This window comes from Rhodoblastus sphagnicola (assembly GCF_002937075.1).
Taxonomy (GTDB): domain Bacteria; phylum Pseudomonadota; class Alphaproteobacteria; order Rhizobiales; family Beijerinckiaceae; genus Rhodoblastus; species Rhodoblastus sphagnicola.
Map to the genome: position 1 here is coordinate 1 of NZ_NHSJ01000017.1, position 13,306 is coordinate 13,306.

At 63.3% G+C, this 13,306-nt stretch carries 12 protein-coding genes; 7 read left to right on the plus strand and 5 right to left on the minus strand.

All coding sequences use genetic code 11. The features are described from left to right. Positions 1-1,536 (minus strand): glycosyltransferase family 39 protein (locus CCR94_RS01170; RefSeq protein WP_104506059.1); only part of this gene is annotated, 1,536 nt, incomplete at its 3' end. A gap of 158 nt (positions 1,537-1,694) precedes the next feature. On the opposite strand from CCR94_RS01170, the gene CCR94_RS01175 reads away from it, so the two are divergent. Both CCR94_RS01175 and CCR94_RS24315 read left to right on the plus strand, forming a co-directional pair. Further along, positions 1,695-2,780, plus strand: coding sequence for a glycosyltransferase (locus CCR94_RS01175; protein WP_244593886.1), 1,086 nt, complete (start codon positions 1,695-1,697; stop codon positions 2,778-2,780). A gap of 149 nt (positions 2,781-2,929) precedes the next feature. Next, positions 2,930-3,214, plus strand: a complete 285-nt coding sequence (locus CCR94_RS24315) for a hypothetical protein (protein ID WP_146089793.1) — start codon at positions 2,930-2,932, stop codon at positions 3,212-3,214. 385 nt (positions 3,215-3,599) lie between these two features. On the opposite strand, the gene CCR94_RS24320 is transcribed toward CCR94_RS24315, so the two are convergent. Together CCR94_RS24320 and CCR94_RS01180 are read right to left on the minus strand one after the other, a co-directional pair. After that, positions 3,600-4,214 (minus strand): hypothetical protein, encoded by a 615-nt coding sequence (locus tag CCR94_RS24320; RefSeq protein ID WP_146089794.1) that lies wholly within the window; start codon positions 4,212-4,214, stop codon positions 3,600-3,602. A 274-nt stretch (positions 4,215-4,488) separates the two neighbouring features. Beyond that, positions 4,489-5,784, minus strand: a complete 1,296-nt coding sequence (locus tag CCR94_RS01180) for a DUF3422 family protein (RefSeq protein ID WP_104506061.1) — start codon at positions 5,782-5,784, stop codon at positions 4,489-4,491. A gap of 103 nt (positions 5,785-5,887) precedes the next feature. Here CCR94_RS01180 and modA point away from each other — a divergent pair, with 103 nt between their 5' ends. Further along, positions 5,888-6,703 carry a molybdate ABC transporter substrate-binding protein gene (gene modA, locus CCR94_RS01185; RefSeq protein WP_104506062.1) on the plus strand — a complete coding sequence of 272 codons (816 nt, stop codon included), beginning with the start codon at positions 5,888-5,890 and terminating at the stop codon, positions 6,701-6,703. A 106-nt stretch (positions 6,704-6,809) separates the two neighbouring features. Then, positions 6,810-7,652 (plus strand): SHOCT domain-containing protein, encoded by an 843-nt coding sequence (locus tag CCR94_RS01190; protein WP_104506063.1) that lies wholly within the window; start codon positions 6,810-6,812, stop codon positions 7,650-7,652. 11 nt (positions 7,653-7,663) lie between these two features. On the opposite strand, the gene CCR94_RS01195 is transcribed toward CCR94_RS01190, so the two are convergent. Continuing rightward, positions 7,664-8,605, minus strand: a complete 942-nt coding sequence (locus CCR94_RS01195) for a LysR family transcriptional regulator (RefSeq protein ID WP_244593887.1) — start codon at positions 8,603-8,605, stop codon at positions 7,664-7,666. A gap of 461 nt (positions 8,606-9,066) precedes the next feature. On the opposite strand from CCR94_RS01195, the gene acs reads away from it, so the two are divergent. Beyond that, a complete protein-coding gene (gene acs / locus CCR94_RS01200; RefSeq protein ID WP_104506064.1) occupies positions 9,067-11,010 on the plus strand; it encodes an acetate--CoA ligase in 1,944 nt (647 codons plus the stop codon). Between the two features lie 215 nt (positions 11,011-11,225). On the opposite strand, the gene CCR94_RS01205 is transcribed toward acs, so the two are convergent. After that, a complete protein-coding gene (locus CCR94_RS01205; protein ID WP_104506065.1) occupies positions 11,226-11,681 on the minus strand; it encodes a nucleoside deaminase in 456 nt (151 codons plus the stop codon). Positions 11,682-11,774: 93 nt separating this feature from the next. Here CCR94_RS01205 and CCR94_RS01210 point away from each other — a divergent pair, with 93 nt between their 5' ends. Further along, a complete protein-coding gene (locus CCR94_RS01210; protein ID WP_246781366.1) occupies positions 11,775-12,194 on the plus strand; it encodes a DUF2267 domain-containing protein in 420 nt (139 codons plus the stop codon). 52 nt (positions 12,195-12,246) lie between these two features. Next, the coding region (locus CCR94_RS01215) for a pseudouridine synthase (RefSeq protein ID WP_146089795.1) at positions 12,247-13,306 on the plus strand (1,060 nt) is incomplete at its 3' end.

The window sequence follows — 13,306 nt, forward strand, 5'->3', positions numbered from 1 at the left end:
AGGCCGAGGCGGCTGAATCCCCAGCGTGAATTCCGGCGCGGGGTCATGAAAATTCCGGCCCTTGAACAGTTTCAGCTCAAAAGCCGTCGCGCCGTTGGCCGTGATGGCGATCGGCGGCAGCGGTTCGATCGAATCGAAATGGTCCTCGTAGACCTGATAAGCTTGTTCCAGCGTCAAATAGCGTCCGACGATCACGGCGTCGCGGCCCAAGAATTCTTGCGGGTCGCGGGTGGCGCCAAAACCGCGCGGGTCGTCCGACAGGGCCAGCACCGGAAAGCGCCCGCCCAAAACCGCGTCGATCTTGCCGGCCTCGAACCAACGATAGGCGCCGATGAACTCGCCCTCGCGCGCCAGGTCGCGCGCGACGAATTCGCGGGAAAAATCCGTCCAGTCCAACGTCTCCAGCAAGGGATAGCGCGCGCCGCTTAGCGCCGGCAGGCGCAGATGCGCCAGTCCCGCCAACAGCACGATCAACACCGCGATCAAGCCGCCGGCGCCGGCCACGGCGCCTCTGATCCAGCCGATTCCACGCTCGAAAAGCTCGGCGATCTCCCGGCCGAGCAGGGGCAGCAGCAGCAGATAGCCCGGCGCGGCCCAGTGGGGCAGCACGCGGCTGGCCGACCAGAACGCGGGCAGGCTGAACATTAGGATCGGCCCCACGGCGAGGCAGGCGAGCAAAAAGTCCTTTTCTGGCGCGGGGCCGCGCCGCAACGCGCGGAACAACAGAAACGCGCAGGGGAACAGAATCCACGGCATCAGGAACAGCGACTGCATGCCGATCAGGATGAACGGGGCCTTGAGATTGAGCCGGGGATCGCCGGTGCGGCCGCCCTGGAAAACGAAGGAGGCCCAATCATGCTGGGCGTTCCAGATCAGCACCGGCGAAAACATCGCCAGCGCCAGCAGACCGGCGAGCCAGGGCCACGGCGTTTTCAGCCAGAAGCGATGGCGCGGGCTCAAAATCATGAACAGGAAGGCGCCCGCCGGCAGGAACACCCCGTGATATTTCGACAGCATGGCGAGGCCGGAGCAAACCGCCGCCAGCAGCCACCACAGCGGCGCCCGCGACGAATCCGTGTCGAAAAACACATGAGCGAGCGCGAGAGCCCCGCCGAGCAGCGCCGGCAGCAGCGGCGCGTCCGGCAGAATCCAGCTGGCGTCGATCACGCCGAGAACCGGCGCACAGCACAGAGCGAAACTCGCCCAGAAGCCGGCCTCGGCGCCATAAAGCCGCCGTCCCAGCAGGAAAACCAGCACATTGGTCAGGGCCGACAGCAGGATGAATGGCAGCCGCAGCGCCAGATCGCTTTCGCCGAACAGGCGATGGCCGAGCGTCGCGAGCCACCAGCTCAGCGGGGGATGGTCGAAGGCGCTAAGCACGACATCGCGGCTGGTGGCGACGGTGTACGCCTCGTCCATGCCCAGCCCGAGTGACGTCGCGAAGACAATTCTTAACGCCAGGGCGATCAGGATTAACCCGGCCAGACGCCGTTCCGGCGTGAGGCGCGCGGTGGCGGGCGGCGGAATGCGGTCCATGCGGGCGTCCAATCTCCAAATCTCAATTCCGGCCCCGTTTCCCCGATGACGACGCGGCGCGTTCGCATGCGGCGGCGCAACGGTTGGCTGGACTGTGCGGCGCAATGCAGCTAGCAGAGTTCCAGCCTGAAAAGATAGCCCGATCGAAAGCTTGCGCCTTGCCCGCCGAACTGACTCTCGTCATTCCCACCTTCAACGAAAGCGCCAATCTGCGCGAACTGGTCCGCCGCGTGGATGTCGCGCTCAACGGCGTGGACTGGGAAATGATCGTGGTGGACGACAATTCGCCCGACCGCACCTGGGCGCTCGCCAAGGATTTTTCCCGCGAAGACCCGAGGGTGCGTTGCCTGCGCCGCGTCAACCGGCGCGGCCTCGCCGGCGCCTGCATCGAGGGCATGCTGGCGTCCGCCGCGCCGATTGTCGCGGTGATGGACGCCGACTTGCAGCATGACGAAAGCATTTTGCCCAAAATGCTGGAAAAAATTCGCGGCGGGGCCGATCTCGTGGTGGGCAGCCGCCATGTCGAGGGCGGCTCGGCCGACGACGGGTTTTCCGCGCGGCGCGCCGCCATCAGCCGTTTCGCCACGTTTTTGGCGAAAAAGGCGCTGCGCGCCGAGTTCTCGGACCTGATGAGCGGCTTCTTCATGCTGCGCCGCGAGATCGTGGAAACCTGCGCGGAAAACCTCACCCCCGCCGGCTTCAAGATTCTCGCGGACCTCGTGGCGTCCGCCCCGCGCCGGCTGAAAGTCGAGGAGGTCGGCTACACGTTCCGCGAACGCACCGCCGGCGAATCGAAATTCGACATAAAAGTCGGGCTCGATTTCATCGGCCTGATGCTCAACAAAGTGTCCGGCGGACGCATTCCCGTGCGCTTCATTTTTTTCGCCCTGGTCGGCGCCAGCGGCGTGGCGGTGCATATGGCGACCCTGTTCGCCTGTCTCGCGCTGGGGCTGGATTTCGATTTCGCCCAGAGCGCGGCGGTTTTGGTGGCCATGACCAGCAATTTCTTCATCAACAACGCCATCACCTACCGCGACGCCAAGATCAAGGGTTTGGGGCCAATTCTGCTCGGGCTTGTCTATTTCTACGGCGTCTGCGCCATCGGCGCGGTGGCCAATGTCGGCATAGCCGATCTGCTGTTCAACCGTTACGGCCTCGTCACCATCGCCGCGCTCGCCGGCGTGGTGATGGGCTCGGTGTGGAATTTCGCGCTGAGTTCGCTGTTCGTCTGGCGCCGGGATTGACCTTTTTCCGTGCGACGCTTGCAGCGTTCAGCGAAAGTGAAAATCGAAAGCGCGGCAAAACCGCGAGTCCGGCAAGGCTATGTTCGTGATTTGTTTCACATGAAACGGGGGGCGCTCAGGAGAGCCTGCGCGCAACCAACGGATTTGCAATGCGTTTCCTCGCCACTCGCCCAACCGTGACCGAAGCGGCGAAGGCGTTCCAGTCCCATCGCCGCGTCAGCAACCGCCAAGTTGCACACATAAAAATCGCGCGGTTTTTGCCAAAAACCACGCGTTTTTTTGCTAAATACGCAAGATTTACGCGGATTTTGCGCGGACGCATTTCAACTAAAAGTAGAAACTTCCAAAAAATCGCTCTCAAATGCCAACGAGACGGCGCCAAAAAAATCCACCGTGCCGCAGCCGGCTGCCGGTGGGGAAGCGGACGAATTTGAGCGCCGCCAGCAAAGGCGGCTTGCAGACGTTGGCAAAGATTCGCACCTGATGTCTGCACCGTCCAACCCATTGATCGAACTTGCTTTGACTACTGGTGCAAAATCCTTGAATTTCTGCACTACCACGAAACTCCGCCGCATCCATGCCACCGCCACCTCTACGCTTTGTCAGAATGGCGTCGGGTTTGCGTCTTACTATTGGAATAGTATTTCATGACCAAAATCATCCAGATGAAAACTTCAAAGCCGTGCGACGCCATCGGCCCAGTAGGTCGATGGAATCCGGCGTTCAACGCGTAACGCCAAGCCTCTGTCCTTAAAGGCTGTGGAGCGGTCACAAGAGTAACCGAAAATACAGATTCGGGCACAGCGCTTGCGCCGAATATTATGTAGTGGCATTCTCTTCTGATTTGATCAGATTTTCAGTTTTAATTATAACACTTACATCAGGAGCGTAATTTGAGGTGTTTTTTGCACCAGCAGCCGCATAGAGTTTTATGTATGATTGTAAATCAGCGACTGTGACAGCGCGGCCACTTTGTAGACTTGTGTCACCTTGGGGGCCACCGCTTAATCGCAATTCAGAAAGAGTTTGGGCAAGATGAAACGCCGCAAGTGTTTCGTTAGCGTTAGTCTCCGCCAAATTTCCTTGGCTATCGGTATGAATGCCGACTTGATTTCCGTCGCTATCGTAATATCCACCGTTTTTAACGGTGACGCCTGTAGTTTTTTGAATCAAATTGATATCGGACGATGTCAAATAAGACAACGTATTTACAACGCCTCCGCTGGCTAGAACGGCCTGTAAAGTAGCGCGAGGGCTTCCGAAATAACCGGAACTGATCTGTTGCTGCGCCGGCGCGTTACTCGTCGACGCATTATTTGATGAAAAGGCTGAGAGCGTATCGTTTCCATTAATTGAAGAACTCGAATTGCCGCTCGTAGCCGAAGCACGCTGTTGCGAAAATAGATATTGATAGGTCGAGCCAGATACCTGCATCGTCGCTCTCCGATTATCGTGGTGAGCAGCTTGCAATTGAATGCTTGCCTGAGGCTGGCTGGAACCGGATTTTTCGACATGACCTGCGTTCTTATGAATCGCCTGACGAGATGGTAAGGGCCGCTTGGAGCCGCTCCACAATATAGACGAGCTCATTTCGCGTAAGGTCGATTATGGAATTAAACGCTGCGACGAATGACTCCGGGTGAGACACTCGCCGACCCGATCAGGAAGGCCGCCTCCAAGCTGGTTCCCGTCGGTCGATATCTATTCCTCATTCCCCCATATGATGCTTGCGGATTTGCCGCACGGTCCACCAGACAAAACCGGCGATGAAGGGGATGGCCGCGCCGGTCCACACCGTCGGGTTCAGCCCGGCGCCGGCCTCATGCGCGCCTTCCAGCACCTTTAACAACACACTCGAAATATAATAGGTGATGGCGGCGACGGACAAACCTTCCACCGTCTGCTGCAAGCGCAATTGCAATTGCACGCGCTCGCCCATCTGGCGCAGCAGGTCGCCGTTTTGCTGCTCGACTTCCGTATCGACGCGGGTGCGCAAAAGTTCGGCGGCGCGCGACAATTTGCGCGACAGGTCGGCCTGGCGGCTTTCCACGTTGAAGCAGGTGCGGATCGCCGGTTGCAGGCGCCGGGTCAGAAAACCATTAAAACTGGGATAGTCGGGCAGGGTGGTTTCGTCGATGGATTCGAGCCGCTCCAGCACGAGATCGTTGTAGGCATGGGTGGCGCCGAAGCGATACAGGCTCAGGGCGGCGTCGGTTTCGAGTTGCGCCGCGAGGCCGGTGATGTCGTCGAGCAAGCGCCGGTTTTGCGCGACGCCCTGTGAATGGTTCAGCGCGGCGAGCAGGTTCGGCAATTTCGCCTCGATTGCGCGCATCGACGGTCCCAGCCGCTGCGCTTCCGGCAGGCCCAGCAGGGCTAGCGTGCGATAGGTTTCGATCTCCAGCAGCCGCTGCGCCAGCCGTCCGGCGGCTATGGCCGGCATGGAGCGGTTGACGATGACGATGCGCACGAACCCGAAAGTGTCCGGCGCGAAATCCGAGGCGATCAGGGCGCGGCCGTGATTGGCCTCGCTGACGGCGGGCTGCAACGGGTCGAACAGGTCGCCCAGCTTGGCCGGCTCGACGTCGCCGGCGATGATATGCAGGTCGGCGGCGACCAGCAGCGGTCCGGGCTGCGGCAGCAATTGCACCTTCTGCATCAAGGCGGCCGGCGGCGGATCCAGCAGCTTTTCCGACTCGGCGCCGGAAAACTCCCAGCTATGGGTGACGAATTCGCCGTGACGCTCCCAGGTCAGGCTCACGCCCGCCATTTCGACGCGGTATTGCCGCGCCTGCGGGTCCGGCCCCGGCAATCCCCTCGACAGGGCGGCCGCGACGACGGCCTCGCGGTCGGCTTCCGCCTGCCCGGCGTCAAGAAGGAAACCGAAATGCAGAATGCGGGCCGGACTCTCCAACGGTCTTGTCGGTCTTGCGTGCAGTTCGCCCAAAATTTTGGCGCGCAATGCATGCTGTTCGAAAGCTGAGGCGCCAAGGTTTGCTTCCAGCATACTATCCTCTGTGCGATAAATCTTTTACATATTGGCTCGCGGACGCCGGCCCGGCGCCACCTCCGCCCTTATGCCATGAAACCAGCCGAAAGGATAATCCCCCATGCGTCTCAGCGGTTTTCTTCCGGGTTTTCCACGCGGCGTCTTTCTTGCCCTGACGCTGGCGGCGTCGCCGGCGCTCGCGCTTGATCCCACGCCCGCCGCGCCGGCCGCGCAAACCTCCGGCTTCACCATTTTCGCCGCCGCCAGCCTGAAAAACGCGCTGACGGAAGCGAGCGCCGCCTGGAAGGTCAAGACCGGCGAGGACATCGCCATTTCCTATGCCGCCTCCTTCCCGCTGGCGCGCCAGATCGAGGCCGGCGCCCCGGTCGATATTTTCATCGGCGCGGATGAGGAAAGCATGGATTATCTCGCCGGCAAGAAGCTGGTGAAGCCGGAAAGCCGCAAGGACTTTCTCTCCAACGATCTCGTGCTGATCGCGCCCACGGGCGGCCCCGACAAGGTGGATCTGACCGCGGCCGCCGTGACCGGCGTTCTAAAGGACGGCCGTCTGGCGCTGGGCGATCCCTCCAGCGTCCCCGCCGGCAAATACGGCCAGGCCGCGCTGACCAAGCTCGGCATCTGGGACGCGGTGAAGGATCATCTCGCGCTGGCCGACAGCGTCCGCTCGGCCTTGCTTTATGTCTCGCGCGGCGAAACCCCGCTGGGCGTGGTCTATCTCACCGACGCCAAGGCGGCGGCCAAGGAGACCCGGATCGTCGCGACCTTCCCCGAAGCCAGCCACGCGCCGATCCGCTATCCCATCGCCCTGACCGCGACCGCCAAGGCGCCGGCGGGCAAGTTCCTGGGCTGGCTGCTCGGCCCGGAGGGCGCGCCCTTCTTCAAGAGGCAAGGGTTCGGGGTTCTCACCGCGAAGTGAAGACGTCGGGCGCGAATTAATCGCGTTGGTCATGGCGCCCGCACAAATCCCTTATATCTCTCACGAGCGCGCTGCTTTACCGTTTGCGCGAAACAGGGAGGGCGCCATGCCTGAATTCACCACGCAAGCTCGGCAGATGATCGAGAGTCTCGCCAACGCCCATGGCGTGAGCGCCGGGGCGGTGGAATCCCTGTTGCTCGCGCTCGCCGCGGGCAATTGGACGCAGGCGCAGTTCAACCATCCCGAACTCGGCGGCATGGGACAATGGTCGCAGGGCGGGATGCTCATGATCGGCGACATGTTCAACAATGCCCTGAAATACAAGGTCGGCGCGCTGTGCGACGAATTGTCGGGCCTGCTGCGCAACCAGCCGGTTTTCGCGCCCCCGCCCGCGCAGGCGCAAATGCAGGCGCAAGGGTCTGGCCAGAGCCAGCAGCAGGGCAATTGGGGGCGGGGGGGCGCCAGCCTGTTCGCGCAAGGCTCCGGCTTTGGCGCGCAATGGCCCTCCGAACTGGGGGCGCCGTCCTCGTCCGGCGCGCAGAACGACATGAGCTACGCCTGGTTTCCCGCGACGCGCCGCCTCGCGATCCGCGTCGGCGGCGAAACCAGGATCTACGACACCGGCGACCACAATATCGGCGGCGTGTCGCAGCAGCAGAGCGGCGACCAGTCGCTGACCTTCACCAGCCAGTACGGGCTGGTGCGCGTGGCCGATCTGCCGCTGGTCAGCCCGGTCGCGAAAAAACCCGCCGAACCCGCCTGGGCGCCCCAATCGCAAGCCGCGCCAGACGTCCCGCCCACGCCTCCGGCGACGCCGGCCGCGCCTCCTTTTGCCCCCGCCGACGATATTTTCGCCCTGATCGAAAGACTCGCCGCGCTCAAGGAGAAAAATATCCTGACCGAGGAGGAATTCGCGGCGAAAAAGACCGAATTGTTGAGCAGGCTGTAAGGCGATTGCGTTCAGGACGACGGAACCGCCGCCGCGAAGGACGGCAGGTACTCGTGGCCGTGGAGGAGCCAGAACCGTCGCAATGCAGCGGTCGCCGGCAGCAGCCGCTTGCGCGCATGATGGACCACGTACCACTTGCGCATCACCGGCGTGCCCAGAACATCAAGCACCGCGAGCCGGCGGGCCGCCAATTCCGCGACGATGGCGTGAGCCGAAATGAACGCGACGCCGAGGCCGGCCATCACCGATTGCTTGATGGTCTCGTTGTAGGGCAGCATGATCTCGCGCCGCTGGGCGAGCGCGGGAACCCGGTTGGCCAGGCGTTCGAACCATCCCCGTGTGCCCGAGCGCGGTTCGCGGATCAGAAAGGTTTCGCCCGCCAGATCGGCGAAGCTGAGACGCGAGCGCGCCGCCAGTTCGTGGCCGGGGCAAGAGATCATGACCATCGGATGATCGCCGATCTCTTCCGAGACAACCGGACACTCGGGCGGCATTGAACCGGTAATCGCCAGGTCGAGATCACAGCGCAACAAGGCCGCCCGAATCGTTTCGCGATTGCCGATCACGATCCTGAGTTTGACTCCGGGTTGCAGACGTTGGAAGTCGGCCAGGGCTTTCGGCGCGAAATACTGGACCGGGCTGACGATGCCGAGCGAGACACAGCCCTGATCCGCATTCTTCAGCCGGTCGAGCGCGTCGTCGCAACTGGTCAGCGCGCCTTCGATCTGGGCCAGCGCGGTCGCCACCTCTTGCCCGGCCACGGTGGCGCGGAAGCGGTCGCCGCTGCGTTCCACCAGCGACACCCCGGCTAATTCCTCGAGCGCCTTGATCTGGCCGGTGATGGCCGGCGGAGTCACATGCTGTTCGGCGGCCGCGGCGGTCACGCTGCCGGTTCGCAGCACCGCCGCCAGGTAACGAATCTGCCTCAAGGTGGCTTTGCGCAGCTCACTCATTTTTTCTGAATGCGTCCACAGCCGAAGTGAATAAGCACCGCCGGGAACTTCGGCTAAATCGTCCCCAACGGCTCGCGCCGCCCTGTCTCCGGTTTCCCCACGGTCGAGATCGACCTTAACGGCAAGCGGCGGGGTTGCAACAACGAAGAGACCGCATGCGGCGAAGCTCGAGGCCCCGGCCATGATTACAAAAATAAAAGAAAATCAATCAAGCACACGCCAAGAGGCCGATCGCGGCGCCGCCTCCGCCTCCGCCGGCTGTTCCCTGCGATGAAATGCCTCAGTCCCTGCTCCGCCCCATCGGGTCGCGTCTGACGGCGTAACCGCTCGACCGGCGTCGGCGGGGCGCCTGACGTCCCGCCCTCCACAGGTTCGCAACGTGAGAAGCCTTCAGAGGAAGGCGCTCGGCGACCAGATCGTCTTGTCCAAACCATGACCAGCAAAGAAGGAAGAACAAGCTCATGACCCCCGACTCCGATGTGTTTCCGGTTCGCCCGGAGGTCGCCGCCTCAGCCTGGATCAATGAAACCGACTATGCCCGCCTCTATGAACGCTCGCTGGCGGATCCCGACGGTTTTTGGCGCGAACAGGCCGGGCGGCTCGACTGGTTCAAGCCGTTCACCTCCGTGAAAGACGCAAGTTTCGATGGCGAGGTCGATGTCCGCTGGTTCGCGGACGGCGTGCTCAACGCCAGCTATAACTGTCTTGACCGGCATCTCGCCACGCGCGGCGACCAGGTGGCGCTGATCTGGGAGGGCGACGATCCCGGCGAAAGCAGCTCCGTCACCTATCGGGAGGCGCATGAGCAGGTCTGCCGCCTGGCCAATGTGCTGAAATCACATGGGGTCAAGAAGGGCGACCGGGTGACGATCTACCTGCCGATGATCCTGGAGGCGGCCTATGCCATGCTGGCTTGCGCCCGGATCGGCGCCGTCCACTCGGTGGTGTTCGGCGGTTTCTCGTCCGACAGCCTCAAGGACAGAATTCTCGACTGTGGCTCCAATTTCCTGATCACGGCGGACGAAGGCGTGCGGGGGGGACGCAGGCTGCCGCTCAAGGCCAATGCCGACAAGGCCGTGGCCGCGTGCGCCGCCGTGCGCCACATATTGGTGGTCAGGCGCGCCGGCGGAACGGTCGCCTGGGAACCGGGCCGCGACCTCTGGTATCATGAAGAAATGTCCAAGGCGTCGCCCGTCTGCGACCCCGAGCCGATGGGCGCGGAAGACCCCCTGTTCATCCTGTACACATCGGGCTCGACCGGCAAGCCGAAGGGCGTGGTTCACACCACGGCGGGCTATCTCCTCTATACCGCGCTGACACACAAATATGTCTTCGACTACAAGGACGGCGAAATCTACTGGTGCACGGCCGACGTCGGCTGGATCACCGGCCACAGCTATATCGTCTACGGACCGCTGGCCAATGGAGCGACCTCGCTGATCTTCGAAGGCGTGCCCTACTATCCCGACCATTCGCGCTTCTGGTCGGTGGTCGACAAGCATCGGGTCAACATCTTCTATACCGCCCCGACCGCCATCCGTTCGGTGATGCGCGAGGGCGACCAGTGGGTCAAGAAAACGAGCCGGGCGACCCTGCGGGTGCTGGGCAGCGTGGGCGAACCGATCAATCCGGAAGCGTGGCTGTGGTTTCATGAGGTGGTCGGCGAAGGCCGATGCGCGATCGCCGACACCTGGTTCCAGACCGAGACGGGCGGCTTCATGATTGCGCCGCTGATCGGGGCGTTCGGAGTCAAGCCCGGCTCGGCGACCAAACCGTTCTTTGGCGTGCGCCCGGTGATCGTCGACCACAATGGGCAGGCGTTGGAGGGGGCCTGTGAAGGCAGCCTGTGCATCGCCGACGCCTGGCCGGGCATGGCGCGCACCATCTTTGGCGATCACGCCCGCTTCGTTCAGACCTATTTCTCGGCCTTTCCCGGCAAATATTTCACCGGCGACGGGGCGCAGCGCGACGGTGACGGATATTACTGGATCACGGGCCGGGTCGACGATGTGATCAACGTCTCGGGGCACCGCCTGGGCACGGCCGAGATCGAGAGCGCCCTGGAGGCTCACCCCAAGGTGGCCGAAGCCGCGGTGGTGGGCTATCCCCATGATCTCAAGGGGCAGGGCATCTATGTCTATGTCACGCTCAACGCGGGCGAGAGTCCTTCGCAGGCGCTTCGCGAGGAACTGGTCAAATGGGTGCGCCAGGAAATCGGCCCGATCGCCGCGCCCGATCAAATCCATTGGGCGACGGATCTGCCCAAAACGCGTTCGGGCAAGATCATGCGTCGAATTCTGCGAAAGATCGCGGCCAATGACGTTGAAGCCTTGGGCGACACCTCGACCTTGGCGGATCCGGGCGTCATCTCCGACTTGGTCGGCGGCCGCGGGAAGGGCGGATGATACGAAATCCGAATGATTCATTCGGATTTGGTATTCCGTTCGCGCGGAATTCCGTCTTCGCTACGAGGAATTCCGCGCGATTTGTTTTCGCGGATCGCGACGTGATCTCGCGGAAACCGTATGATGCGGCCTTCGGAATAGCGCGCGGGCGCGTCCAGTCAAGAACCTGACGCAGCCGATCAATTTCCGCCGGTGGCGGTCATTGCCAAAACGCGCTACCGCCGCGACCGAAAGAAATCCCTCAAAATGGTCGCGGCCTCGCTGGCGCGGATGCCGCCATAGACGTCCGGCCTGTGATGGCAGGTTTTTTGCGAAAAAAAGCGCGGCCCGTTCTCCACGGCGCCGCCTTTTTCGTCCTCGGCGGCATAATACAACCGCCGCAGCCTCGCGTGCGAAATCGCGCCCGCGCACATGGCGCAGGGCTCCAGCGTCACATAGAGGTCGCAGCCGGTCAGGCGCTCGTCGCCCATTTTGCGCGCGGCGTCGCGGATGACCAGCATTTCCGCGTGCGCCGTGGGGTCGCGGTCCTCCAGCGTGCGGTTGCCGGCGCTGGCGAGGATCTGGCCGCCCTTGACCAGACAAGCGCCGATGGGCGCCTCGCCGCGCAGGGCGGCGGCGCGGGCTTCGGCGAAGGCGCGGTCCCAGGGAGTCTCGAAGGCGATGGACGACATGCGGTGCAACCTTGATCGCGACGGCGCTTCAGACCAGATTTGGCCAAGGCGCGCAATTCCCGTCCCTCCGCGCCTTGGAGAAAGCCCGTGCCCATGCCGATGGATTATCAGCACGCCTCCGAGGATTTCGAGCGCTTTCTGGCGCACGTGATCGCGCGCGCGGGCCTGACGACGCGAAATCAGGCGTTCACCACCGTCGAGGGCGTTCTTCTGACCTTCCGCCGCCGCCTGTCCGCGCGCGACGGACTCCGGTTCGCGGACGTTCTGCCGCCCGTCTTGCGCGCCATTTTCGTCGCGGACTGGGACATCGAGGCGCCCCGGCCGGCGTTCGGCGCGCGGGCGGACTGGACGCGCGAAGCGCAATCGCTGCGCAAGGACCACAATTTTTCGTCCGAGGGCGTCATCGCCGAGGTCGCGGCGGCGCTGCGCCAGTCCATCGCTCCCGAACGTTTCGAGGCGGCGCTGGCGGATCTGCCCGAACAGGCGCGCGCGTTCTGGTCGGTCGCGCCGTGACGGGCCACGCAAAAAGTTTCGAAAAATCCCGCGCCTCTGCTATCAGAAGTGCATGAAGAACGACGATGACAAGAGATTTGACGGCAAGAAGCCGACGAAGCGCCCTCCTGCGCGTAAAGTGCTTGAGCCTGTCGACACGGCCAAGGGCGAGCGCATCGCCAAGGTCATGGCGCGCGCCGGCCTGTGCTCGCGCCGCGACGCCGAGGAATGGATCGCGGCCGGTCGGGTCGCGGTGAACGGCAAGGTATTGGCGTCGGCCGCGCTGAACGTCACCGAAGACGACAAGGTGACCGTGGACGGCAACCCGCTCGCCACCCGCGAGCGCACGCGCCTGTTCCTGTTCCACAAGCCGCGCGGCCTCGTCACCACCGACCGCGACCCGGAAGGGCGCGCCACCGTGTTCGACCATATCGCCGAGAACAATCCGGAATTGCCGCGCCTGATGTCGGTCGGACGGCTCGACATCAACACCGAGGGCCTGCTGCTGCTCACCAATGACGGCGGCCTCGCCCGCGTGCTGGAGCTGCCCGCCACCGGCTGGCTGCGCCGCTACCGCGCCCGCGCCAATGGCGTGACCGACCAGACCCGGCTCGACACGCTGAAGAAGGGCGTGACCATCGACGGGATCGACTATGCCGGGGTGGAGGCCAAGCTCGACCGCGTGCAGGGCGCCAATGTCTGGATCACGCTGGGGTTGCGCGAGGGCAAGAATCGCGAGGTCAAGAACCTGCTCGAACATCTGGGACTCGCGGTGAACCGGCTGATTCGCATCTCCTACGGCCCGTTCCAGCTCGGCGAAACGCCGGAGGGGACGGTCGAGGAGGTCAAGACCCGCGTGCTCGCCGACCAGTTGGGCGAAAAGCTGGCGCTTGAGGCCAATGTCGATTTCGAGGGACCGGTGATCGACCGCACGCCGGAGCCGGAGCCCGAGTTTTTCGCAGCCAAAGGCGCGCAAAAAGGCCCGCGCCCGCCGCGTTCGCCGGAAACGATCAAGCCGCACCGCGCGACATCGGAGGAGCGGCGTCCGGGCGGCCCGAAAAAACCCGAGCCGCGCAGGCATGTGTCCGCTTTGCGCGACGACCGCGTGAAGGCGGAAAAGGGTCCGCGCCGCC